This is a genomic window from Daejeonella sp., assembly GCF_036405355.1.
Lineage (GTDB): Bacteria > Bacteroidota > Bacteroidia > Sphingobacteriales > Sphingobacteriaceae > Daejeonella.
On sequence record NZ_DASWXT010000019.1, the window covers coordinates 1 to 25,321 of the forward strand.

General features: G+C 37.9%; 25 protein-coding genes and 1 pseudogene. 15 read left to right on the plus strand and 11 right to left on the minus strand.

Features of this window, described 5'->3' with window-relative positions; genetic code table 11:
- Positions 1–676, minus strand: a pseudogene (locus VGE44_RS02110) (phospho-sugar mutase); the annotation flags it as partial.
- Positions 677–935: 259 nt separating this feature from the next.
- On the opposite strand from VGE44_RS02110, the gene VGE44_RS02115 reads away from it, so the two are divergent.
- The 3 genes from VGE44_RS02115 to VGE44_RS02125 all read left to right on the plus strand — a co-directional run bounded on the left by VGE44_RS02115 (position 936) and on the right by VGE44_RS02125 (position 4,690).
- Positions 936–2,243, plus strand: a complete 1,308-nt coding sequence (locus tag VGE44_RS02115) for an aspartate kinase (RefSeq protein ID WP_331076112.1) — start codon at positions 936–938, stop codon at positions 2,241–2,243.
- A 36-nt stretch (positions 2,244–2,279) separates the two neighbouring features.
- The gene (lysA, locus tag VGE44_RS02120; RefSeq protein ID WP_331076113.1) at positions 2,280–3,431 is read left to right on the plus strand and encodes a diaminopimelate decarboxylase; all 1,152 of its coding nucleotides are present in this window, start codon (positions 2,280–2,282) and stop codon (positions 3,429–3,431) included.
- 125 nt (positions 3,432–3,556) lie between these two features.
- Positions 3,557–4,690, plus strand: coding sequence for a sialidase family protein (locus tag VGE44_RS02125; RefSeq protein ID WP_331076114.1), 1,134 nt, complete (start codon positions 3,557–3,559; stop codon positions 4,688–4,690).
- Positions 4,691–4,700: 10 nt separating this feature from the next.
- Here the strand turns inward: VGE44_RS02125 and VGE44_RS02130 are convergent, their stop codons facing one another.
- Entirely contained in the window at positions 4,701–5,921 is a 1,221-nt protein-coding gene (locus tag VGE44_RS02130; protein WP_349256853.1) for an acyl-CoA dehydrogenase family protein, read from the minus strand.
- Between the two features lie 186 nt (positions 5,922–6,107).
- Between VGE44_RS02130 and VGE44_RS02135 the strand changes: the two genes are divergently transcribed.
- On the plus strand, positions 6,108–6,524 hold the full coding sequence (locus tag VGE44_RS02135) for a hypothetical protein (protein ID WP_331076115.1): 417 nt from the start codon (positions 6,108–6,110) through the stop codon (positions 6,522–6,524).
- Positions 6,525–6,637: 113 nt separating this feature from the next.
- Here VGE44_RS02135 and VGE44_RS02140 read toward each other — a convergent pair whose 3' ends face one another.
- Positions 6,638–7,057: a hypothetical protein gene (locus VGE44_RS02140; RefSeq protein ID WP_331076116.1), complete on the minus strand. Its 420-nt coding sequence runs from the start codon at positions 7,055–7,057 to the stop codon at positions 6,638–6,640.
- Between the two features lie 182 nt (positions 7,058–7,239).
- Here VGE44_RS02140 and VGE44_RS02145 point away from each other — a divergent pair, with 182 nt between their 5' ends.
- Positions 7,240–7,425 (plus strand): DUF551 domain-containing protein, encoded by a 186-nt coding sequence (locus VGE44_RS02145; protein ID WP_331076117.1) that lies wholly within the window; start codon positions 7,240–7,242, stop codon positions 7,423–7,425.
- A 44-nt stretch (positions 7,426–7,469) separates the two neighbouring features.
- Here the strand turns inward: VGE44_RS02145 and VGE44_RS02150 are convergent, their stop codons facing one another.
- The 4 genes from VGE44_RS02150 to VGE44_RS02165 all read right to left on the minus strand — a co-directional run bounded on the left by VGE44_RS02150 (position 7,470) and on the right by VGE44_RS02165 (position 11,779).
- Positions 7,470–7,679: a hypothetical protein gene (locus tag VGE44_RS02150; protein ID WP_331076118.1), complete on the minus strand. Its 210-nt coding sequence runs from the start codon at positions 7,677–7,679 to the stop codon at positions 7,470–7,472.
- Positions 7,680–7,971: 292 nt separating this feature from the next.
- Entirely contained in the window at positions 7,972–9,243 is a 1,272-nt protein-coding gene (locus tag VGE44_RS02155) for a HAMP domain-containing sensor histidine kinase (RefSeq protein WP_331076119.1), read from the minus strand.
- A gap of 137 nt (positions 9,244–9,380) precedes the next feature.
- Positions 9,381–10,838 carry a M48 family metalloprotease gene (locus tag VGE44_RS02160; RefSeq protein ID WP_331076120.1) on the minus strand — a complete coding sequence of 486 codons (1,458 nt, stop codon included), beginning with the start codon at positions 10,836–10,838 and terminating at the stop codon, positions 9,381–9,383.
- Positions 10,839–11,011: 173 nt separating this feature from the next.
- The gene (locus VGE44_RS02165) at positions 11,012–11,779 is read right to left on the minus strand and encodes a DUF1080 domain-containing protein (protein ID WP_331076121.1); all 768 of its coding nucleotides are present in this window, start codon (positions 11,777–11,779) and stop codon (positions 11,012–11,014) included.
- Positions 11,780–11,968: 189 nt separating this feature from the next.
- On the opposite strand from VGE44_RS02165, the gene folB reads away from it, so the two are divergent.
- Positions 11,969–12,334, plus strand: a complete 366-nt coding sequence (folB, locus tag VGE44_RS02170; RefSeq protein WP_331076122.1) for a dihydroneopterin aldolase — start codon at positions 11,969–11,971, stop codon at positions 12,332–12,334.
- The gene (locus VGE44_RS02175; RefSeq protein ID WP_331076123.1) at positions 12,312–13,733 is read left to right on the plus strand and encodes an FAD-binding oxidoreductase; all 1,422 of its coding nucleotides are present in this window, start codon (positions 12,312–12,314) and stop codon (positions 13,731–13,733) included. The genes folB and VGE44_RS02175 overlap by 23 nt, the downstream gene beginning before the upstream one ends.
- Positions 13,734–13,760: 27 nt before the next feature.
- Here the strand turns inward: VGE44_RS02175 and VGE44_RS02180 are convergent, their stop codons facing one another.
- Positions 13,761–14,183 (minus strand): thioesterase family protein, encoded by a 423-nt coding sequence (locus VGE44_RS02180; protein WP_331076124.1) that lies wholly within the window; start codon positions 14,181–14,183, stop codon positions 13,761–13,763.
- 146 nt (positions 14,184–14,329) lie between these two features.
- On the opposite strand from VGE44_RS02180, the gene VGE44_RS02185 reads away from it, so the two are divergent.
- Both VGE44_RS02185 and VGE44_RS02190 read left to right on the plus strand, forming a co-directional pair.
- A complete protein-coding gene (locus tag VGE44_RS02185; protein ID WP_331076125.1) occupies positions 14,330–14,779 on the plus strand; it encodes an Hsp20/alpha crystallin family protein in 450 nt (149 codons plus the stop codon).
- 95 nt (positions 14,780–14,874) lie between these two features.
- Entirely contained in the window at positions 14,875–16,185 is a 1,311-nt protein-coding gene (locus VGE44_RS02190) for a nicotinamide mononucleotide adenylyltransferase (protein ID WP_331076126.1), read from the plus strand.
- A 60-nt stretch (positions 16,186–16,245) separates the two neighbouring features.
- Here the strand turns inward: VGE44_RS02190 and VGE44_RS02195 are convergent, their stop codons facing one another.
- Entirely contained in the window at positions 16,246–16,737 is a 492-nt protein-coding gene (locus tag VGE44_RS02195; RefSeq protein ID WP_305365444.1) for a YajQ family cyclic di-GMP-binding protein, read from the minus strand.
- An 83-nt stretch (positions 16,738–16,820) separates the two neighbouring features.
- Between VGE44_RS02195 and VGE44_RS02200 the strand changes: the two genes are divergently transcribed.
- From VGE44_RS02200 to VGE44_RS02210, 3 genes are all read left to right on the plus strand, one after another.
- Positions 16,821–17,447: a hypothetical protein gene (locus tag VGE44_RS02200; RefSeq protein ID WP_331076127.1), complete on the plus strand. Its 627-nt coding sequence runs from the start codon at positions 16,821–16,823 to the stop codon at positions 17,445–17,447.
- Positions 17,448–17,555: 108 nt separating this feature from the next.
- Complete coding sequence (ppk1, locus tag VGE44_RS02205) at positions 17,556–19,610, plus strand: polyphosphate kinase 1 (RefSeq protein ID WP_414649264.1); 2,055 nt, start codon at positions 17,556–17,558, stop codon at positions 19,608–19,610.
- 4 nt (positions 19,611–19,614) lie between these two features.
- Entirely contained in the window at positions 19,615–20,496 is an 882-nt protein-coding gene (locus VGE44_RS02210; protein ID WP_331076129.1) for an exopolyphosphatase, read from the plus strand.
- Positions 20,497–20,521: 25 nt separating this feature from the next.
- On the opposite strand, the gene VGE44_RS02215 is transcribed toward VGE44_RS02210, so the two are convergent.
- On the minus strand, positions 20,522–21,151 hold the full coding sequence (locus tag VGE44_RS02215; protein ID WP_331076130.1) for a phosphatase PAP2-related protein: 630 nt from the start codon (positions 21,149–21,151) through the stop codon (positions 20,522–20,524).
- A gap of 163 nt (positions 21,152–21,314) precedes the next feature.
- A complete protein-coding gene (locus tag VGE44_RS02220) occupies positions 21,315–22,580 on the minus strand; it encodes a murein hydrolase activator EnvC family protein (RefSeq protein ID WP_331076131.1) in 1,266 nt (421 codons plus the stop codon).
- A 142-nt stretch (positions 22,581–22,722) separates the two neighbouring features.
- On the opposite strand from VGE44_RS02220, the gene VGE44_RS02225 reads away from it, so the two are divergent.
- From VGE44_RS02225 to VGE44_RS02235, 3 genes are all read left to right on the plus strand, one after another.
- Complete coding sequence (locus tag VGE44_RS02225; protein ID WP_331076132.1) at positions 22,723–23,922, plus strand: MFS transporter; 1,200 nt, start codon at positions 22,723–22,725, stop codon at positions 23,920–23,922.
- Complete coding sequence (locus VGE44_RS02230; RefSeq protein ID WP_331076133.1) at positions 23,903–24,115, plus strand: DUF3820 family protein; 213 nt, start codon at positions 23,903–23,905, stop codon at positions 24,113–24,115. The genes VGE44_RS02225 and VGE44_RS02230 overlap by 20 nt, the downstream gene beginning before the upstream one ends.
- Positions 24,116–24,205: 90 nt before the next feature.
- The coding region (locus VGE44_RS02235) for an exonuclease domain-containing protein (protein WP_331076134.1) at positions 24,206–25,321 on the plus strand (1,116 nt) is incomplete at its 3' end.

Below are 25,321 nucleotides of genomic sequence, written 5' to 3' on the forward strand. Positions count from 1 at the left end.
TAATAGCCTCCGGAGAAACAGAAAGTTCGGTGATCTTTTTTAAATATAATTCATCGATCTCCTCCGAGATATACTCAATATTTTTGTCAATCCTACCAAATTTAACTTCCTTAATATCGCTTATAGCTGAAACTTCATTCATAACCATTTGATCATCAGGGGATTTGAATTGTCCTCCGTCAGCACCATAGGCCTTATAGCCATTATATTCTTTTGGGTTATGCGATGCAGTGATCATTACCCCGCTTCGGCATCCAAGGTGCCGGATCGCAAATGAAAGTTCTGGTGTTGGTCTAAGTTCCCTGAAGAAATAAACATGTATTCCATTAGCTGAGAATACCTCAGCAGTAATTTTTGCGAAATAATCGGATTTGTTCCTGCTATCGTGGGCAATGGCTACGCTAATTTTCTCTCCGGGATATTTTTTAAGCAGGTAATTGCTCAATCCCTGGGTTGCAGTTCCTATGGTGTACTTATTAATACGGTTAGAACCTGGCCCCATAGTACCGCGAAGCCCCCCGGTTCCAAATTCTAGATCCTTATAGAATGAATCTGTTAGCTCAGTAAATGATTGTGATTCCAGCAGTTCGCTGATTTCTTTCTTTGTTGCTTCATCATAGCTTCCCTGAAGCCAGTTATTGATCTTATTTAAAACAGAGATTTCTAGCTCTTTCATGGATTTTATATTTTATTCTAAGGCATTTAAGACTTCTTTATTTCAAAGATTTTTGGATGCCAAATTAAATTTTGTTCAGTATGGAACGCGCAAGAGCTTAATATCCTCCCGACAACGCGTATATAACCTCATGCGATCCCGCATTGCTGGTATAAAAACAATTATATTCAATATGAAAAATAAGATGCTTTTTCCTAATTTTAGCCTCTCATTGCACAAGTATAAAAATCATTTGCTGCAATCTAAAATTCAAGCTTAAATGAAGGTACTAAAGTTCGGAGGAACATCGGTTGGAAGTCCAGATCGGATTAAAAAATTATTAGACATTATAAACCCGGAAGAAAGACAGATTGTTGTGCTTTCTGCAGTATCGGGAACTACAAACAGCCTGCTTGAAATCTCACAGGCTTATCTGGCTGCTGATAAATCAAAGGCAGCAGAACTTACAGCTATATTGAAGGCTAAATATGATTTGTTCATTAAAGAGCTTTTCTCTTCAGCAGAGGGATTAGAAAATGGAAAAAATCTGATTGATTATCATTTTAATCTGATTTCTTCATTTGCCAATGCACATTTCACAACTATCGAAGAAAAGATCATTTTGGCACAAGGTGAACTTATTTCAACAACCCTGTATCATTTTTATCTGACAGAGATAGGAGTGAAGTCAAAATTACTCCCTGCTTTGGTCTTTATGAAGATTGATGAGGATAATGAGCCGGTAATTGATTTTATCAGTGAACATATTCAACCAATGCTTGACCCAGAAATTAACCTTTTCATAACACAAGGTTATATCTGCCGTAATTCATTTGGTGAGATAGATAATTTACGAAGAGGGGGTAGTGATTACACTGCTTCATTGATTGGTGCTGCTATTCGAGCTGAGGAGGTACAAATCTGGACAGATATTGATGGAATGCATAATAACGATCCACGTATCGTAAAGGGAACCAAACCTATTGCAAGATTATCATTTGATGAGGCTGCCGAGCTTGCTTATTTCGGTGCTAAGATCCTGCATCCTCAAAGTGTTTTTCCGGCACAGAAGTTTAAAGTCCCTGTTCGTTTATTGAATACAATGGAACCTAAAGCTGCCGGAACTTTGATTACCAATGATAGTGAACGTGGTAAAATCAAATCTATAGCTGCAAAAGACGGGATCACCGCAATTAAAATTCAATCCAGCAGAATGCTTCTTGCCTATGGATTTTTGAGAAGAGTTTTTGAAATCTTCGAGCGTTATAAAACACCAATTGATATGATCACTACTTCAGAGGTGGCTGTATCAGTAACGATTGATGATATTAGTAATCTTGCAGAGATAATTAAAGAACTTAATAATTTCGGAACGGTTGAGGTTGATTATAATCAAACAATTGTTTGTGTGGTAGGTGATTTTGGTGCCGATAAGCACGGCTTTGCAGCCCGGGTGCTTGAAGCCCTGAAACATATTCCAATCCGTATGATCTCTTACGGCGGAAGCCATTTTAATATTTCCCTTCTGATTAATGATGGAGATAAGGTTGAAGCATTGAGGTCATTACACAATCGTTTATTTGAATAAAGTTAGCATCCGTCTCAGGCGGATTAGAGGATTTATATGTTTAGAAGGGATACAGTCGCCCGTTTCCAGAATTTAGAAACGCCATTTTATTATTATGATCTGAATGTATTGGATCAGACTTTAATGTCCTGCAAAGCGGCTTCTGAGAAGTTTGCATTCCATGTTCATTATGCACTTAAGGCCAATTTCAATGAACAGGTCTTGAAAGCCATTCAAAAATCGGGTTTCGGTGCAGATTGTGTTAGTGGGAATGAGGTTAAAAAGGCAATTGAAATAGGTTTTGATCCCGGAAAGGTTGTTTTTGCAGGTGTTGGAAAGTCGGACAGAGAAATTAATGAGGCTTTAAGTAATAATATTTATTGTTTCAATGTTGAATCTGTTCAGGAACTTGGAATAATCAATAAACTTGCCTTAAAACTAGGCAAACAGGCAAGGGTTGCGATAAGAATCAATCCAAACGTAGATGCTCATACTCATCAGTATATCACTACCGGACTGGAAGAGAATAAGTTTGGTGTGAATCAATGGGAATTACCTGCATGTGTTGAGGAACTTAAAAGATGTTCAAACCTAGAACTGATTGGAATCCATTTTCATGTGGGATCTCAAATTACGAATCTGGATGTATTTAAAAGCCTTTGTCTGAAAGTTAATGAGCTTAATATCTGGTTTCTGGAACGCGGTTTCGACCTTAAGGTATTGAATGTCGGCGGAGGACTCGGAGTGGATTATCATCATCCTGATGAGAATACTGTCAATGATTTTATGAGTTTTTTTGAAATCTATGATAAATTCCTTGAGCGCAGGAATGGTCAGGAAGTTCATTTTGAACTTGGAAGAGCTCTTGTAGCACAGTGCGGAAGCCTGATTAGCCGAATACTTTATGTGAAGAACGGATTAAAGAAGAATTTTCTGGTTCTGGATGCCGGAATGACTGAATTGATGCGCCCTGCCTTATATCAGGCTTATCATAAGATTGAAAATATTACTGCGGATCCTGCAAATTCCATAGTTTCATATGATGTTGTTGGCCCTATTTGTGAAAGTACCGACTGCTTTGGTAAAGAAGTTGAGTTGCCTGAATCAAAGCGTGGAGATCTCATCGCAATCAGAACAGCCGGTGCATACGGTGAAGTGATGGCTTCAGGATATAACCTTAGAGAGCGGGTAAGATCTGTTTACTCCTAATGGCATAGGCATTTTATTGATTTTTGAACAGAAAGCCCATATCTTTATAGAAATGGGCTTTTTTATTTGTAGCTAAGCCTGGTATTAATATCTGATATTTAAATTTTTATCCAATACATCATAAAATGAATAAATCATTTTATACTAGTATAGCCTCATTGAGATCATACTTTCTATTTTTTCTTTTGGAATTTGCCGGTACCGGATTTTTGATGGCGCAGCCAAATGAAAATTCAGGAAATATGCTGGTTCATCAGATTAATTCATCTGAGGATAATCCACGAAACAGCGAAGGCGATTTTATTGAATTGAAAGACGGCAGGATACTTTTTGTATACAGTCGTTTTATCGGAGGTTCGGGTAGCGATCATGCACCAGCACAATTGGTTGGACGTTATTCTACAGATGAGGGAATCAGCTGGACTACAGACGATCAGGTCATTGTTGACAAAGAAGGGGATATGAATGTGATGTCTGTTTCATTGCTTCGTCTTAAAAATGGCAAGATAGCCCTCGTATATGCCCGAAAGAATTCTTTAAGTGATTGTATACCTCAACTAAGACTCTCAGAGGATGAGGGTAAAACATGGACTGATCCAAAAGCAATTGTTCAGGACAGAAAGGGATATTTTGTTGTAAATAATGATCGGATAGTGCAGTTAAAATCTGGCCGTATCCTCGTTCCGGTATCATTGCATAAAACTCCTGAAACACCATGGAAAAATAAGGGGACGATAAAATGTTATTATTCTGATGATAATGGACTGAGCTGGCATTCAGGAGATTCCGTTTTGACACCTGACACCATAATCATTCAGGAGCCAGGTTTGCTTGAGTTGAAAAGAGGAAAATTAATGGTGTTCATGAGAGCGAGTGGTGGTACACAATATCAAAGTTTTTCAGAGGATGGGGGCCTGACATGGACCATGGCAGAACCTGCAGCAATTCCCTCTCCGATATCACCTGCTTCAATAAAAAGAATACCAAACACCGGTGACCTCTTACTGGTATGGAATAATAATGGCGCATCTGGTCCGGGTTATTTTAAGAGTAAACGAAGCCCTTTAACTATCGCTGTTTCAAAAAATGAGGGAAGATCATGGCAAAAAATTAAAAATATAGAGGATGACCCTAATGGAATGTTTTGTTATACAGCAATCCATTTTACCAAATCGCATGTGTTACTTGGGTACGGTGTTGGTTTAGGGCTACAAAACTCCTATATCAGAAGGCTTAGTCTGGATTGGATATACCGCTAATTCCGGATGACTATTGAAATGCATTCAATCCGGTAATATCCATTCCTGTGATTAATAAATGAATGTCGTGTGTGCCTTCATAGGTTACAACAGATTCCAGATTCATCATGTGGCGCATCACCGGATACTCACCGGTTATGCCCATTCCTCCCAGAATCTGTCTTGCTTCACGGGCAATATTTATGGCTGTTTCGACACTGTTTCTTTTAGCCATAGATATCTGTGCAGGTGTAGCACGGCCTTCATTTTTGAGTACTCCGAGTCGCCATACCAATAGTTGCCCTTTGGTAATCTCTGTGATCATTTCAGCCAGTTTCTTTTGCTGAAGTTGAAATCCGCCTATTGGTCTGCCGAATTGCTTTCTCTCCTTGGAATAACGCAGAGCGGTATCATAACAGTCCATAGCGGCACCCAAAGCTCCCCAGGCTATTCCATAGCGCGCCTGGTTTAAGCATCCCAGCGGACCTTTAATTCCGCTTATATTCGGGAATATGTTTTCTTTAGGAATTTTAACGTTATTAAATACCAGTTCTCCGGTAGCCGAAGCTCTGAGGCTCCATTTGCCATGGATCTCCGGGGCAGAAAAGCCTTCCATACCTTTTTCAACAATCAATCCCCTGATAATGCCCTGTTCATCTTTAGCCCAGACAACTGCAATATCGGCAAAAGGTGAATTTGAGATCCACATTTTTGATCCGTTCAGAACGTAATGATCACCCATGTCTTTAATATTGGTGATCATACTTCCCGGATCTGAACCATGATCTGGCTCAGTCAATCCAAAACATCCAAGAAATTCGCCGGATGCCAGTTTAGGCAGAAATTTTGTTTTTTGCTCTTCCGAACCATAGGCATATATCGGATACATGACCAAAGATCCCTGAACCGATGCGGTTGACCGGATACCTGAATCACCCCTCTCAATCTCCTGCATAATCAGTCCGTAAGAAATATAATCTAAGCCGGCACCACCATAATTTACCGGGATAGTAGGCCCAAAGGCACCCAGTGACGCAAGTCCGGGAATAAGTTGTTTTGGAAATTCAGCTCTTTGCGCGAAATCTTCAATGATCGGACTTACTTCTTTTTTAACCCAGGCCCTCACAGTATCACGTATGAGCTTATGTTCCTCGGTCAAAAGATCATTAACCAGAAAATAATCTGGTGCTTCATAAAGATCTTTCTTGGATGATCTGTGAATATCTTTCTTTTCCTGATCCTGGTTTTGCATATAATTGGTTTTTTCAAAACTACATAAATCGATTCTCATTTGCATTAAATCAGATATCTGAGCCGAAGGTTTTTTACCGACAGTTTTCCTGCACTTACCGAATTGTTGCTATATCCTGCCAGAAAGGTATATGCCGGCTTTGATTAGGGGGGTACATTTGATCAACAATCAAACAAAAACAAAAACATGAAAACAATATTCGCACTTAGCACAGTAATTTTAATGACTTTTTCTCTGAATATTAATGCAGCGGTTAAAAGTTCAGAATTCTCAAGTGACCTGCCTAAATCAATGGTTTCTGTAGCACCATTTGTATGGGGCAGCCCTGACGATCAGGCTCCTGAAGGCCTGAGATTTGTAAAAGCAAGATTTGCAAAAGTTCCTGTGGCACCTTTTGTATGGGGTAGCCCTGATGATATAATTGATTCTGTTAAGTCAGTTAAGGGATTTAGGAATCTGAATGTGCCTGTCGCGCCATTTGTATGGGGAAGTCCTGAAGAAACCGCTCCTGAATCATTAAAAAATATTAAAGCAGAAAATGCGAATGTGCCCCTTGCACCATTCGTTTGGGGAAATCCGGAAGAAGCTGTACCCGAAATTTGAATATTAAAGAGTAGGTTCTAAATGTTGTTATTTTCATCTGTTTTAATGGGGAATATCTGAGCGATATTCCCCATTTTCTATACAGCAAAGATTTTTAATATTCTGCTTTTTGTTCAGCTAGTTTTCCCTGATTTTCTGCCAATTAACCATCCAATTGCTGCCCCGGATACTCCACCTAACAGAGCCATACAGAGTGAATCCACGAAAGCCAGTGAAAGCGGCATTAAATTGTACTGACCGAAGAAAACGAAATTAGCTCCCAGACCAAACAGGAAAAACAATGTTGCCCCCTGAATAGCCCCCTGAATACCTGAGTCAACTTTCAAAGTATTCAGAAAATAAGCCAGAAGAATTCCCCATATAATATTGCCTGTTCCAATTGCCCAGATTTCCATGGGTTCTTTCAGGAGTCCCGGGTAGGAGCTCATACTGGCACCAAAATAATCCATCAATAGTATTCCATAGATTAAAAATCCCATCAGGAAGACAATAATGCCTCCTGCAATACCGATTAAAAATGTTTTTGAGTTCATGATGTGGGTTGGTTTAAGGTTTTATAAAGAAATTTACTTTTAAAGTTTGACTTCTGCAAAATTATAATTCCCTTAAAATGATCTTAATATGCTGTTTTTCAGCGATATGTAATTTTCAACCCTGCTGTTTACAGCATGAATTTGTATAAAACCATTTCGACAATAGTTTATATCTTTATACTATGGTTTGGACTTTAGTTAAAGATGAGTTGCCTGAACAGGCAGTAGACGTTCTGTTATTTGATGGCGGACAAATATACTTCGGATATTACAGTGAAATTTATAACAAGTTTATTGTTGCCGAGGATAAGGTTTCAATCGGGGATTTCACCCATTGGATGAAATTGCCCGATTTTCCAAGAACCTGAATAATTTAATTGCTTGAATACTCTGTATTTATTATGTCAACGAGCTATCGGTTTGATTGCCTTACAGCTTGTTTGATTTCTGGAGGGGTAGAGGAAAGTTCTCCATTCTCATCTACATAGGCGAGCATATCTTCGAGCTTACCGCCATTTGAATTTTGTTTGCGTTCCTGCTTACGGTGTTCTTTATCTTCTTTTTTCTTTGCTCTGTTCTTTTCGAGCTGCTTCTTCATGAAGGTTGCCTGGGATTTTGCCATGTCTGTAAATTATTTAATAATTACTATCCGGTTCAAATGTATGCGGCCAGAGAGGCATTGAAAATTCAACAAAGGAATGGATCAGGATTATTCTGTTTTTATTACAGGAAAGAAACCAAGATCAGTCGAATTGACCAGCAGGCATGAAAAAGAATAGCTTGTGCTTTTTTACAAATTTACAAAAAAAAGGCTGAGATGGCAAATTTATATCAAAATCGGGGTTTGTTGAGGGATAAGTCTGATCGTCTTAATTAAGCCCAGGTGGTATTTAAATACAGTAGCAAATTAATAATCAGGCTATTGGAATCGAAATAAAGAAGGTACTTCCTTTACCATAAACGCTTTCAAACCAGATTCTGCCACCCTGCATATCGGTAAATTCCTTACTTAAATTCAGACCCAAACCAACACCCTTTTCATTTTTTGTACCAAAGGAAGATTCAGCTTTTAAGCTGAATATGGAATCTTTAATCTGATCGGTCATTCCAATGCCATTGTCGCTTATTTTGATTATGTAGTTTGGATAATCAGATTCTACTTTCAGCTGAATATTCCCTCCGTTATTGGTAAATTTTATTGCATTGCTTAAGATATTTCGGATCACAAGTTGCAGCATATTCTCGTCTGCCATTACCTTAAGACCAGGGTCAATCTCAAAGCTTAAAGCTATTTGTTTGGCATTTGCAATTGACTGAAATACCCTGATTACAGGAATTAGAGTATTGGCAAGAAGGATTGGTTTCTTATTAATGTTTATTCCTTCCATTTGTGATGCAGACCACATCAGGATGTTGGAGAGCATATTATCTGTATTTTGGGTCATCTCAATCAGATCACTTTGTATTTCCTGCCAGTTCTCCTTTGCAGGATCTAAATTTGACAGGATTTCCAAATAACTTCTGACAGTAGCTAATGGGGCTCTCAGGTCGTGGGAAACTATAGTAAATAACTTATTTTTAGTGTTATTTATACGTTCAAGATCAGCTGCTTTTGTTTCCAGCAAGCCCTGACTTATGTAATAATTCTTTTTTATGTATCTAAGACCAATCAGAATGGTCAAAACACTTATAAAATAAGTGGAAATGATATCTCCGAAATGAAATTCCCGCCCCATGTAAGACTTTTCGACTAATTCGGGGTTTAAATACTCAATTAAGGCCAAACCACTGGCTACAATTAAATTCAGACTAATGAAAAACCTGTATTCTTTTGGTTTTGACAGTGATACAACCAGGAAAAAAATAGCAACGAGTAATAGAAAACTGGGTCCCTGAATTCCTGAATTGAAAAAATAGTTTACTATTATAATAATGTGGATAATGAATATGGATAACCAAAGGCTGATTTGTGTTTTATACTTAAATCTTGATAGATAATAAAGACCAGCCTGAGTTATTAATGCTATCAAAGCCAGTAAAGCCGAGGTTGGAAGACCTAAAATTATATTTAGTGGGACACAAAGAGTAAGAATAAAGAAGGCAACTATACAAAAGGAATGAAATATTCTTGATTCCAGAGAGAATTCCTGGTTTAACCCTGTTAAATAGTACCAGTATTTATTCATAAAGGATGATCTCAGGAAAATTGCATTAAAGTATGATTAATTAGTTTGTATTGGATGCAATACAAATTTAACCATATCATGCTATAAATAAAGAGGTAAAAAGCCTATTTTATTTCCAGGCTTTTTACCTCTTTACATTATTTTCCCAGAATTTTTATGAGAGATCCCGCCAGTACCCTGTCTGTGAGTTGCATTCCATTCAATAAGGAAATTTCTTCCTGTTTATTTTCAGGCATATTGTAACTGTTCAGCGCCTGCTTAAGGGTTCCGCTTTGTTTAACTGGTTTGATTCTTATCCTTTCAGGCTGCTTATTAAGTTTAGAAACATCTTTTAACTCTTTGAAATTCTTCATTGATTGAAGAAAATATTGAGAGTAATTGTTAAAATCATTCATTGAACTGGCACCGAGTATCAAATAAATATTTTTATTGTATTGAATGAGATAGGATAAAGTTCTCACCGAAGCTGCCTGCTGCTGTTGCTGCTGTTCTGCTTTTACATCTGCAATCATTGATATTGCATTCAAGCCATTGACAGTAATCTGATTTGATTCTAAGACCTGAAGATTATTTTTCTGTATCAGATTGCTGGCAGCTTCCTGAAGTGAGTTGCCCGGGGCAAGTGACATCATGAGAAGCGCTTTTCCATCTTTTGGAGCAAACTGTACTTTTTGAGGAGTATTCTGGTAATTCCAGCCCTGCGGAGTATTGAACTGAAATTTTAATTCAGGATGATAAAAAATGTTGTTTTCCAGAAAGCCCTGTTTAGGGTCTTCCCCGTAGATTAAACCTTCAATCTTTTTTAAATAGCTTTCTCTGCTTACCTTAGGATTGGTCAGGCTTAATTTCTTTTTCCATTCTTCCGACAGTTTTGAAACAGCAACATTTCTGTCTCCGGGATTAGGGTGAGTGGACATAAAATCCGGTAATTCTGCGCCTTCTGTTCCAGCCCGTTGTCTTTCCAGAGTATTGAAAAAACCGGCCATTTCTTTTGCATCATAACCTATTTTTGAAGAATACTCAACTCCAAGTTCATCCGATTGACGTTCGGCATCCCGCCCGAACTTTAGGAACAACAAGCCTAAGCCCTGGGATAATGGATCAGCAAACTCTGCAATCTGGGGTACCAAAATCATACTTCCAATTAATCCAACCTGTCCGAGTATTGCTTTGCTTTGTTGAGAAACTGAATGTCTTGCCGTAATATGTCCTATTTCATGTCCTAAAACGCCTGCAAATTCAGCTTCATTATTGAAGTGAGCCATGATACCTCTTGTGAAATAAACATATCCTCCAGGTACTGCAAATGCATTCAATACTTCTGAGTCGACAATTTTAAATTCATACTTGAGATCTGGCCTGTGGGATATAGCAGCCATTTCATTTCCCTTCTGAGTGATGAAATCCTGCAATATTTTATTCTCATATAGTCCGTATTGAGCAACGATTTGTGGGTCAGCATCGGCACCCATTGCAATTTCCTGACTCTCTGACATCAGAACGATCTGTTTTTTCCCCGTAACCGGGTTAACAGCACACGAACTTGTCAAAAGAAGTGATGCACTTAAACAGATCAGGATTAATTGATTTTTCATGTCTTTTATTTTTGAATGCAAACATTCAATTTTCAAGCCAAAATAATTCAAGCCAGGATGAAGATCAGGTATGAAGTCAGTCATATCCTGCCGGGTTGTCTGTTTAATTAATTTAAGGTTAATCTGGTTCTTTGCAGATTTTATAAAAGGCCTGATTGATGAATAGCTTGTTTTTATAATTCTCTTATCCAAATATTGCGAAAGCTTATCGGTTCACTTGGATCTCCGTGATCCTGCAATTTGATTGGTAATGGTCCGTGTTTTTTATAGAAAGGAGGCCCAACATATACTGTTTCACCCTTGAGCTCAATGTTGTTTTGAATCAATATCCCATTATGCAGCACACTTACCCTGGCGGCAGATTTCAAAGTGCCATTTTCATTAAATACCGGAGCAGTCCAAATAACATCATATGACTGCCATTCTCCTGGTTTTCTGGATGCGTTTACTAATGGTATAAATTGTTTATAAATACTTCCAGCCTGACCGTTACTATAAGTTACGTTATTATATGAATCCAGAACCTGTAATTCGTAACCCTCATCTCCTCCGCCCGTAGATGCCAGAAATATTCCACTATTGCCTCTTGCCTGGCCCGAGCCTGTAATATTTACAGGAATCAGCCATTCAATATGCATTTGATAATTTAAAAATGATTGTTTAGTCTGAATATTTCCTGTCCCTTTTTTCACAGTAAATTGTCCGTTGGAAACTATCCATTTTGCCGGAGATTGATCTTTAGCTGTTTGCCATTGATTAAGATCCTTTCCTCCAAATAGAACAATTGCATCTTCAGGTGCTGATAATGCACTTTTTTGTGGCTGAACAATTTTCGGGACAGGCGACCATGCTTCTGTGTCTTTTGGATTTGCATTCTGCTGTGCAGAACTACTGTTTATTATTACAGTTAAAATGGCGGCGAGTAAAGTGATTCTTTTCATCGGTTTATTTTATTGTTTTTTATCCCGCACATGCGGGATGGAACAGATTCATAATGTTAAATATTAAACAAGGTATGAATTTGAGCGAATGAAATTAGTTAATATTTTTTGTTTGGAATAATTAATCAAATGAACAATTAATTGACCGGCTCTGCCAATGAGTATATTTAATTAAACTATTTTTGTGTAATGGGAATTATCAAACAAAGGATAAGCTTAAACGGAGTTCGTTTTTTTTCATATCACGGATTTTATCCTGAAGAGCAGATCCTGGGGACAGAATTTATTGTCGATATTGATACAGAACTTGAGGTATATAGTTCAGGTGCCGACGATATTGCTAATACAGTTAATTATGAGCGTTTATTGCATATCGCCTCAGAAGAAATGAAAATTCCGCGTAAATTGATAGAAACTGTAGCACATAGCATACTGGAGCGGATCAGACATGAGTTTCTTGCTGTTCAGATGATTCGTATTTCTATCCAAAAAATGCATCCCCCAATGGCCGCCGAAATAAATAATTCAACCATTGAACTTTCGTTCAGCAGATAGTATGTCTTTTAACCAGATCACTAAGGATATTTTAACGGAAATCTCTGAAATTATTGGAGCAGAGAACGTTTTTACAGATCATGATAACCTTGAGAAATATTCTCATGATGAGACTGAAGATTTGATTTTCGTTCCTGAAGTAGTTGTCAGACCAAATAGTAAAGAGCAAATCTCAAGACTGCTTAAATTATGTAATAAAAACATGATTCCTGTTACGCCCAGAGGTGCCGGTACGGGACTAAGTGGTGGGGCCTTGCCAGTAATGGGAGGACTTCTGATCTCGATGGAGAGGTTTGATAAGATCATTGAAATTGATGAGCGTAATCTTCAGGCAACTATTGAACCGGGCGTAATTACTGAGGTTTTTATGAATGCGGTCGCCGAAAGGGGATTGTTATATCCTGTAGATCCTTCAAGTAAAGGCTCTTGCTTTATTGGTGGAAATATTGCACATGGAAGCGGAGGGCCCAGAGTTGTGAAATATGGTACCATCAGAGAATATGTGTTGAACCTTGAGGTGGTTCTTCCTGATGGTGAAATAATCTGGACCGGAGCTAATACACTCAAGTATGCTTCGGGATATAATCTCACACAGTTAATGATTGGTTCTGAGGGCACACTCGGTATAATAACCAAAATAGTATTAAAACTTATATCGCGTCCTGTACAAAATCTGGTTATGCTGGCTTCTTTTCCGGGTAATGAGCAAGCTTGTGAGGCAGTTTCTGCAATTTTTCGTGCAGGAGTAACTCCATCTACACTTGAGTTTATGGAACGCAGGGCAGTTGAATGGGTAATAGAATATGATCATTTTCAATTCGACCTTAAGGATGATGCTCAGGCGTTTTTAATGATAGAAGTTGACGGTAATGATTTGGATGTACTCATGTCTGATTGTGAAAAGATCAACGAAGTACTGGAAAGTAATTCCTGTTCTGATGTGCTTTTTGCAGATACTGCGGCTCAAAAGGAGTCTTTATGGAGATTGAGACGTACTATGCCATTATCTGTAAAGTCGAATTCAATTTATAAGGAGGAAGATACGGTGGTGCCGAGGGCGGAATTGGCTAAATTAATTCATGGAATAAAGGAGATTGGAGTAAGATTTGGATTTCAGTCTATTTGTTATGGACATGCCGGGGATGGAAATGTGCACATCAATATCATTAAGGGTAATATGTCTGATGAGGATTGGAATACAAAATTAAAAGAGGGTATACGACAGATCTTTAAGTTAACCGTCTCCCTTGGAGGTACTATATCCGGAGAACATGGTATCGGCTCAGTGCAGCGTGAGTACATGGATATAAAATACTCTGAAGTACATCTTAACCTGATGCGTGGTATTAAATCAGTTTTTGATCCAAAAGGAATACTCAATCCCGGTAAAATATTCTAATCCTGCGAAACAGATAACCTGCCTTAATCATTCAGGATTATACATCATACTGTTTTCCATCTTAATGCGCTGCTGTGACGGAATTTGGGTGGGTTTTTGAAGTGTATAATCAAATGAGACACAGAGCGTTTGTCCGGTAGTACATATTTCCTCAATGCCATTAATGTTTCTCACAAGAACGTATTCGAGTTCAAAACTGCTGTTTCCAATTTTTGAAGTTCTGACATAAGCATATACTTTATCAGAAAGTGTGATTGGTTTAAGATAATCAATAACGGATTTTCTGATTATGATTCCCAGTAATTTCCAGTCCCATTCAATGACTTCAGCCCAGTAAGCAGATCGTGCTATCTCAAAATAAGTAAGATATATAGCGTTATTTACATGGCCTAAAGCATCTATGTCAGCAAAACGAATGTGAATCTGAGTTTTGAAATGATATCCTTTCATGCGAATATTGCCATTGTGTCGGTAAAAAATAAATTATGCTGCCAGTTTGTCATTTGTTTTGGCTTGTTTTTGTGCAATATGCAAAATGGTATACACATTGTCGAATAGTTTGAAATAACTAATTAAAAATTTAGGAGGATATCAAAATGGCACTTGTAAAATTTGCAAACGGAAACACAAACAAAACATTTAAACCGGCTTATAACGATGTTTTTGAATCGTTTTTCAATGCCGATCCCTTTTTATCTAAAAGTACCTTAAATCGTAATCCTGCAGTTAATATTGCTGAAAGCGACAATGAATTTCATATTGAAGTAGCTGCTCCCGGGCTTAAGAAGGAAGATTTTAAAATCAATCTGGAGCAGAATCTATTAAGTGTATCGGCAGAAAGAAAGGAAGAGAAGACAGAGTCGGATGAAGCAAAGAAATACAATAGAATTGAGTATAACTATTCATCCTTTATGAGAACATTTACATTGCCTGAGACTGCAGATTATGCTAAGATCACTGCAGAATATAAAGATGGTATTTTGCTTATCAGTGTAGCAAAGAAGGAAGAAGCAAAGGTATTGTCGAGAGAGATAGCAATCAGCTGATTCTGATCGAAAACTCATTTTAAAAGGCAGGCGGAATACCGCCTGCCTTTTCTATTTAAATTGCGGCATAAGTTGCAAAATCGTAATTTCGCCGCATGTTGAGAGAAATTTTAGAGAATAAGCGAAAAGCCTTAAAGATCAATTTAGATGAATCTATTTACGGAACTTTTGCCGAGATAGGAGCAGGTCAGGAAGTCGCAAGAAATTTTTTCACTGCCGGGGCTGCTTCAGGAACGATTGCAAAGACTATGTCGGCTTATGATATGGTCTTTAGTAATTCTATTTACGGGGAAGAGGAATCCGGCCGCTATGTTTCAGAATCAAGGCTTGATAAAATGATACAGCATGAGTTCGGACTTTTATCTGAACGCCTCTGCGGGCCAAAATATGCCGGAAAAACCTTTTTCGCTTTTGCAGATACTGTAACAACCCTCAATTTCAATAAAACCAATGATCCTCATGGTTGGCTGGGTATCAGGTTTCAACTGAGCCCGGGAGGTGAGCCTAATGATATTGTTTTTCATGTCAGACTTCTGGACAGTGATTCAAATCTGCAGCAGAATGTTTTGGGAATATTAGGGGTTAATCTGGTTTATGCCGCATATTATTATCATGATGATGTACAGTCGATGATCGAGTCTCTGGTTGATAATTTGGCAGTAGGCTCCGTAGAAATTGATCTTATCAGTCTGAGTGGTCCGAAATTCAAAAATGCAAACGACCGGCTGGTTAATCTATATCTGATAGCCAAAGGCTTTTCAGGGGCAGCGATTTTTGATAAAAATGGTCATGCACGTCAATCTAAAGATGTGTTGTATAAAAAGGATGTGATGATCCTTCGGACAAAATTTGGTCAGAAATCTACGCCAAACTTCGATTTATTTAATAAGGCGGTTGAGCAATTTAAACGTACTCAAAAGGTAAATGATAAGAATATCATTGTAATGATTGAGGTTTTAATGACCAATTTTCTTGAAGATAAATCGGAACTAAGTAATGAGGATCTTGAGAAATTTGCAAAACGTGCTGAAGAGCTTTGTGCTACAGGGAATTATGTAATTGTTTCTGACTTTGCACGAAATCATAAACTGGCACAATACCTTTCACGATGCAGCCCCAAAAGTGTCGGTATATCAACCAATATTGCAAACCTGAAAAATATATTTAACTCCGAAAATTACGGCGACAATTACACAGACGAGCTTTTAGCTTATATCAGTGATTTGTTCAGTAAGAACGTAAGACTTTATGCCTATCCTTACCTTGACAAGAAAAATAAACAGATTATTACCACACGCAATATGCCTGTATCTAAAGAATCAAAACATTTGTTCGAATTCCTGATACAGAATGGCTACATCATGGATATTGATGATTATGATGAGAAAGATGTGAAGACGGTTTAATTAATTGATAATGGACAATTGATAGTTGATAATTGCCAACTGTCAATTGTCGATTTAATCCTAGTTTCTCATATTAATATACTGAAGCGGCTGTCCAAAATCATCGCTGCGGCACAGGGCAATTACAGCTTGCAAATCATCTATTTTCTTGGCCTGAACTCTAACCTGATCGTCCATAATAGACGCCTGAACTTTTAGTCCGCTGTCTTTTATTTTTTTAACGATTTTTTTTGCTGCTTCTTTATCGATTCCTTCCTTAATTTTAATTTCTTTCCGGAGCATATTGCCTGATGCATATTGTTCTTTTCCGAGGTCCATGCTGCCCGGATCAAGGTTATGTTTAACCATCCTGGATATAATCGCATCCTGAATAGCTTTCAAACGCATGTCATTTTCGGTGATAATGGTGATTTCATTTGTCTTTTTATCAAGTTCTACGCTGCTTTTTGAATCGTTAAAATCATATCGATTTAGGATTTCTTTTTTCGCTGTATTGATTGCATTATCGAGGGTCTGTCCGTCGATCTTACTTACGATGTCAAATGTTGGCATAATTATTATACTATGGTTAATCAAATTTTGTTAATATCTTTAAATATTGCATTTAAAGATTACATTTCTCTAAAAGAATAATTATGAAAGCAAATAAAGTAAAAACATCTGTAAAGGATGTAAAAAAGAAAACAAAACGGGTTGTTAAAAAGGAATTGGAAACAACTATTTCCGATAAATTCTTTGAAGCAATGAAGAGTCTTGGGCATGATGCAGAAAAATTCTCCAAAGAGATTAAAAAAACCAGTAAAGCATTAGCTAAAAAGCTTGCTTCCAAATATAATGATGTTATGAATGCGGTTGAGGATAAATTGGAAAGTAAGGCTAAAAGTATAAAACCAAAAAGTATCAGCAAGGCAGGTACTTCGGCAGGCAAATCTGTAGTTTCTGCAGTTAAGAAAGCCGAAAAGGTTGTTGCCCGTGTTAGTAAGGCTGCAGTAAAGGCTAAGGCTCCAAGTCTTGTTACTTCTGGTACAGGTTCATCAAAGCCGGCTGCAAACAAACCGAGAGTAAGATCACAAAAGAGTACAGCTGCAGCATCAGCACCTAAAGTAGGGCCAGGCAAATCCGCTGTGAACAAAGAGACACCTTTAAAAGCAAAGCCAACGGCATCCAGAAGCAGAAAGCCGGCTTCTAAAGCTGTTTCGTCAACTGTTGCTTCAGCCAAATCGGAAGAATCTTCAAGTGCTCCTTCAACTGAAAAAATTTAGATGAATACGATTCACGTTTCACACTTAACGTGAATTTAATGTTTTGTTAATATTATTTTTTGAATTTTACAGTCCCGTCCACAGGTGCGGGATTGTTTATTTATGCCAATGCCTAAGAATATTCCTTTAATAAATCGTGAGGTCAGTTGGTTATACTTTAACGACCGTGTACTGCAGGAAGCCGCTGATAAATCAGTCCCGCTGGTTGAAAGAATTCGTTTTCTGGCCATTTTTTCCTCAAATCTTGATGAATTCTACAGGGTAAGGGTTGCTACCCTCAACAGGCTTTCAAATCTGAATACCAGGTCAAAAGCAATATTGGGTTTTAGTCCCCGGAAAATATTAAACCAGATCAAAAATATTGTTGTCAGACAAGAACGAAAATTCAATCATTTATACGAAGATGTCATAGTAAAGGAGCTGGAACGGGAAAGGATCTTTTTAATTAATGAAACTCAGTTGAATGTTACACGTGGTTCATTTGTGAGAGAATATTTCAGGGAGAAAATTCTATCAACACTAGTGCCGGTAATGGTCAATAAAAATGAACCATTTCCTGAACTCAAAGATCGGGCAATCTATCTTTTTGTAAGGCTGGTTCAGAAAATGAATAAAGAGAAAAACAGATTTGCTCTGATTGAAATTCCAACTGATGTTTCAGGTCGTTTTATTGTACTTCCTGAAACGAATAATCTTAAATTCATCACATTGATCGATGATATTGTCAGATACTGTCTCGATGATATTTTCTTCATTTTTGAATATGATAGTATTGAGGCTTATTCTGTTCAGTTGACCAGGGATGCTGAATTGGATCTTGATATACATGTTAGTGAAAAATTTATTGATGCACTCTCCAAAAGCCTCCTGAAAAGAGGAAAGGGTAAACCTATGCGCTTATTGTATGATACTGACATGCCTCTGGATATGCTCACTTATCTGGTAGCTGAATTAGATTTAACTGCCGATGGACTTATTCCTGGCAACCGGTACCATAATTTTAAGGATTTTATTAGCTTTCCGAATGTAGGAAGGCCTGAATTGGAATACCCTAAGTTGGTGCCACTACCTGTCAATGAACTTTCTACTGTAAGTAGTATCTTTGCACAGATCTCCAGAAAGGATTATCTAATTAATTTACCCTATCAGTCCTTTGATTATATTATACATTTCCTCAGGGAAGCCGCTATTGATCCAAAGGTTAAAGAGATTCAAATTACACTATATCGCCTGGCAGAAAATTCCAGAATTATTCATGCTCTGATTAATGCTGCTAAGAATGGAAAAAAGGTGAGCTGCATGTTGGAACTCAAAGCAAGGTTTGATGAGCAAGCCAATATTTACTGGACAAACAGGTTGGAAGAAGAGGGGGTAGTTGTTAATTATGGAATGCCCGACTATAAAGTTCATTCAAAAATTTGTTTGGTAAGACGGACAGAAAAGGGGAAAGACAGATATTATGCAAATCTGGCAACGGGGAATTATAATGAAAAGACAGCAAAACTTTATTGTGATCATAGCTTATTTACTGCTAATCCTTTGATTACTTCCGAATTGGTGACATTTTTTGATGGACTTCAAAAGCAGGTTTTTCATAGTGCTTATAAGCATTTGATCGTTTCTCCTCTTGAAAGCAGGCAAAAAATAAACTCACTGATTAATAAAGAGATAAAAACTGCAAAAGCGGGTAGAAATGCCAGTATAATACTTAAAATGAATAGTTTAACTGATGTTGCTATAATTGAGAAATTATATGAGGCCAGTAATGCAGGTGTTAAAATTAAGCTAATCATTCGCGGTATGTGTTGTCTGGTGCCGGGAATTGCAGGATTTAGTGAAAATATTGAAGTGATTAGTATAATAGATCGTTATCTTGAGCACGCGCGGGTTTGGATATTTGGAGATGCCGGGCGACAAAATGTTTATCTATCTTCGGCCGATATGATGGCAAGAAATCTGGATCATCGGGTAGAAGTAGGTTTCCCGATACTGGATGCGGAGATAAGATCTGAAATTCTGGATATTATTAATATTCAGCTGAAGGATAATACAAAGGCAAGAGAAATTAATGAGCTGAATAATAATCATTATCGGAAGACCGGGACAAAGATCCTTAGTCGTGCTCAGGCTGACATATATTCCTATTTAAAATATAAAAAATAATACTTTGAGATACGCTGCCATAGACATCGGTTCGAATGCTGTCAGACTGTTAATTGCTGATGTAATACAAAACAGCAAGACTGTTTCTTTTAAAAAGAATACACTAATCAGAGTGCCTTTGAGGCTTGGTGATGATGCTTTTCTGGATAAGTTAATATCTCCAAATAAAACCGAAGAGCTCATTAAGACCATGGTCGCATTTCGTAATCTGATCGATGTTTACAAGGTTAGTGATTATATGGCTTGCGCAACATCTGCAATGCGTGAGGCAAGGAATGGTGCTTCACTTGTGGCGAAAATTAAGGCTGAGGCAGGATTAGACCTTGAAATTGTGGAAGGGCAAAGGGAAGCCAATATTATTTACGCAAGCCACATTGAACAAAGTCTCGACCGGAAGAAGAATTACTTGTACATTGACGTTGGTGGAGGCAGTACTGAACTGTCAGTTTTCAGCAATGGGGAATTAATTTCTTCCCGTTCATTCAATCTGGGGGGTATCAGGATACTTGATAATCAGGATAAAGATGAAACCTGGGCTGAAATGAAGGATTGGGTAAAGAATGTGGCCCAGTCATATAAAAATCTTTCGGGTATTGGAACCGGAGGAAATATTAATAAACTTTTTAAGATGGCTGAAGGAAAAGATGGTTCGCCGTTAACTTTTACAAAGCTTAGGGAATTGTATGCTTATCTGAATTCTTTTTCATTGAAAGACCGGATTAATATTCTTGGATTGAATCAGGATAGGGCAGATGTTATTATTCCAGCCTCTGAGATTTATCTCACGGTTATGAAATGGGGCGGAGTAAAGCAAATATTTGTACCGAGGGTAGGTTTGGTTGATGGTATAATTCAGCTATTGATCGATAAGAATTTTCCGGATTGAAATAGTAGAGGGAAATAGGGAATGATTATGATTCGACGATTTTCTTAGATCCAACCCAAATAAAATAAGTAATTAGTGGTGCCATTATTACATCTAATGTATAATGAACATGTTGGAGCAGCACTGCTATCCCGATAAAAATTGAAGCTGTAAGTGCAAGAATTTTATCCGTTCTTTTCTTCAGACATAAGAACATCAAAAACATCGCAGCGGTATGCCCTGAGAAGAACAGATCTTTGGTAATGAATTTCGGCCCATAAAATTGATTGCTGATTGGGTCATGTATAGGAATAAGATCTTTGGGTGCATCAAGTGGAATCAGACCGATAGAGACAAAGCGGGATAGGTTAATCAGAATAAAACCCCATAGAAAGGTTAAAAATAAGTTGGGATCCTGTTTGAAACGGCTGAATGTTAATATAGTCATTGACCAGATGGTAATGAAAATAAAAAGAGAAAGATCATATGCGGGAAGCCATTCTAATAAATAATCATTGAAATCAATCCCATTTCTTTGCTCTATAGCCTGATAGAAGAATGGGAGGGCAAGCAGAATAAATGAGATGAGGATCAATCCGGTAATGCATTTTTTTCTGTAATCAGATGATTGCCAGTTGTCTCTCCATACACTTACAATAGCTCTTTGTTCAGACATGAGTTTTTATTTTTTTTTAGAGTTTGCAAAAGTACATGATAAATACATTATTTAGCAACATTAAGTTAATGATAATTTAATTTCTGGTTAATGATAATTATATATTCCACCTAATTAAAATGAATCAATCGAATAGATAGTGGATAACAGAATTCTTGGATTATTATTGTGATATCCATCCGGATGGATTTACCGGAGTGCCACCTTTCCAGATTTGAAATTGCATTTCTGTTAGGTCCTCAGTTATATCTGTTGCCACTTGGCCAATACTTTGCCGGGCAGTAACTTCCTGACCTGCAGCTACACTTGTATTCTTAAGCTTGGAATAAATAGAAAAATACTCCCCATGACGAATGATGATAGTGTAGGAATTGACCAGATAAATCACTTTACTGACTTTTCCTCCATAAACAGCATAAACATTAGCCCCGGGGGCAGTTTTAATGTTAATGCCCGGATTGAAAATGGTTACATTATTGAATTTTTGCTGCCCGAAACCCTGCGTAATAATTCCCTGAGCAGGCTTTTGCATCCGGCCACGGCTTCCCAGAAAGGATGACGAAAGTTTGGCGTCCTCCGGACTTGAAGCTAAAATGGATGATCCGCTAGCTACAGGTTTAGGCTTAACAGTATTTTTTTTTGCTTTTGAAGCTGCTTCGGCCGCAGCGGCCAGTCTTCGACGCTCTGCTTCTTTGCGCTGTGCTGCCAGGATCTCTTTCCGAATTGCCTCCTGAATTGCTTTGTTTAATGTATTTGCCTCCCTTTGTTTTCTGGAAAGCTGTTGCTGGAGCTCTTTTTGTTTCTTAGTTAAGCCTGTTAATATTTTCGACTGCTGTTCTTTATCCTTACCTAAGGTTTGCTTCTCGACAATCTGGTCCATTAAGAGATTGGTTTTCTCCTTTTTGTTCTGGTCGAGTTCATTGATTTGTTTTTTCAGGCTAATTTGAGTTGTAATAATCTCTTTAGCCTGCCTTTTTCGGAAAGTGCCTACCTGCTGAATATAGCGGAGCCGCATATAGGCCTGATTAAAATTGTGCGAAGCAAATATGAACATCAATTTATTGTAGGCTCCCTGATTTTTGAATGCAAAAACAATCATTTTTGAATACTGTGCCTTCAGTTTGTTCAGGTTTGTTTGTAGTGAAATTACCTCAGTTGTATTGCTGATAATTTTCGTGTCCAGCATTTTTATTTCAGTGTTTATCGTCCTGATTTTATCTTCTCTTAATCTGATCTGAGTATTTAAGAGATTGATCTGGTTAAGGGATAGTTTCTTGTTTTTATCAATCTTGCTGCGGCTTCTTTTTAATTCCTCTATCTCTCTGGTAATAGCTTCCTTTCGTTTTTTGAGTGCTGAACTACTCTGCCCAAAGGCAGATTGCAAAGAAATCATCAAAAGTAAAAGGGTAACCAATTTCAAAAATCGCATAGAGGGAATAATTTACCCGGCAAAACTATTAACATTAGCTGAAAAACCGGACATTTTTATCATTTATTGTTCTAATCTATCTCTTTTAATTTCGACGATTTTAGCTGAAATTCTTATTACTTTTGCCGCACTATCTAAAACAATGTCTGGTAAAAAACATCCAATCTATAATGTTCAGTTTGCACTTTTATGCTTGAGTTCATTCCTGTTTTCTGCCAGTTTCAATATGTTGATTCCGGAAATGCCAGCCTATCTTACGGGACTGGGAGGTGCAGAATATAAGGGCTATATCATTGCTCTCTTTACACTTTCTGCTGGGATTTCAAGGCCATTTAGCGGGAAACTGACAGACAAGATTGGTCGCGTTCCGGTAATGGCAGTTGGTTCATTTGTTTGTGTTGTTTGTGGCTTATTGTATCCGATCCTGACCAGCGTTGCCGGATTTTTATGGTTGAGGCTGTTTCATGGATTTTCTACAGGTTTTAAGCCAACCGCAACGGCAGCCTATGTTGCTGATATAGTTCCAGGTAATCGTTGGGGTGAAGCTATGGGAATACATGGAGTATGTTTTAGTACCGGACTAGCAATTGGCCCGGCTATTGGCAGCGAACTAACTGAAATGTTCTCAATAAATGCGATGTTCTATTGTTCTTCTGTTTTTGCACTGCTTTCAATTATTATTCTGATGAATATGCAGGAGACCCTGGAGAAAAAAGAACCTTTCCGGTTTTCTATGATGCAGATAAAACGTACAGAAGTTATTGAGGTCAGGGTTTTGGTTGCAGCCTTCATTACCTTTTTTTCCTACCTGAGTTATGGGATTATACTTACCGTCATTTCAGATTGGGGAGCGCACCTTGGGGTTTCAAACAAGGGTCTTTTCTTTATGGTTTTTACTGTTTCTTCACTGTTAATACGGTTTGTGTCCGGAAAGATGTCTGACAGGATTGGCAGAGTTCATATTATTAAGCTATCACTGGTAATTCTTGTTGTATCCCTGATCTTGATTGGGTTTGCTGATACGCCGCTGAGCCTGATGATCGGCTCTGCGGTTTATGGCGTAGCAACAGGAATGTTATCTCCTGCAATCACCGCCTGGATTATAGATCTCAGTCATCCTGATCATCGTGGCAAAGCTGTTGCAACAATGTACATCGCACTGGAAGCAGGCATTGGTTTGGGAGCTTTTTTTGCAGGCAGTTTATACATTACAGATGTTAGTATGATACCTCCTATTTTCTACTCCGCGGCAATTATAACTTTTTTTGCATATCTATACCTACAGCTTCTCTATAAAAGAAAAGCTCAGATTAAACCGCAGGATGAACCCTCAAATTCTTAAAGATCTGGTTAGTATTGCCATGCCTTATGGTAAATATAAGGGCCGGCTTATTTGCGAACTGCCTGAATATTATCTGGTGTGGTATGAGAATAAGGGATTTCCTGCAGGTAAGATTGGAGTCCTTTTGGCGACGATGTATGAGATTAAGCTTAACGGACTTGAATATTTGCTTAAGCCTATCAGGAAATCATAGAAAATACCTGTTTTTATTTAAATGAAAATACTAATATTGTTAGTATTTCTAAAATCTTTCTATATTTGAATAATTGAGAGTTTCTGAAGGATGTATGCTATAGTCGATATTGAAACAACCGGAGGGCATGCAAGTGCCAATGGGATCACTGAAGTTGCAATATTGGTACATGATGGCCAGGAGGTTATAAAGCAATTCAAAACATTAATCAATCCTTTAAAGCCTATTCCAATCTATGTTCAGGCGCTTACGGGTATAGATGATGAAATGGTCAGTACAGCTCCGAAATTTCAGGATATTGCTCATCAGATATATGAACTCCTGCATGATAAAGTGTTCGTAGCACATAATGTCAATTTCGATTTTTCTTTTCTTCATTTTCATCTGGCTGCTGCCGGCTTTAATTTGCAGACAAAAAAGCTATGCACAGTGCGCTTAAGCCGAAAAATCTTACCTGGTTTGGCATCATATAGTCTGGGGAGGTTATGTAAAGAAGTTGGAATTGAAATACATGACAGGCATCGCGCATTAGGTGATGCTCTGGCAACTGCAAAACTCTTTTCAATGCTGATAGAACAGGATAAGGAAGGACATATAAGCAAAACCCTTAATCAACGATCAAGGGAACAATCACTCCCGCCTCATCTTCCAAAAGAAGATATGGACAAACTGCCAACTGTTCCCGGAATCTATTATTTTCATAACTCAAAGTCGAAAGTTATTTATGTGGGGAAGGCAAAGAATATCCGGAAAAGAGTAGCAAGTCATTTTGCAAATAATAAACCGGGCAGGCAAAAGCAGGATTTTTTAAGGGAAATTCATCACATAACCTTTCAGGAATGTGGTACCGAACTGATGTCATTGATTCTTGAAGCAGTTGAGATCAAACGCCTGTGGCCTGCTTATAACCGATCCTTGAAAAGATTTGAATACGCTTATGTTTTGTATTCATTTGAGGACCAAAATGGTTATATGCGTCTCGTTATTGACAGAAAGAAAAAATTCTCAAAACCATACTATACCTTCAATGGTATTTCCGAAGGTTATAACCTGATCAAAAGCCTAATTGCCGGATTTAACCTCTGTCCTAAACTTTGTTTTGTTCAGCGTAATAATGATCCCTGCATCCCAATAGGAGAGGAGGCCTGTAAAGGAGCTTGCGAACAGCTCGAATCAGCAGACTTGTATAATGAACGGGTAACTATG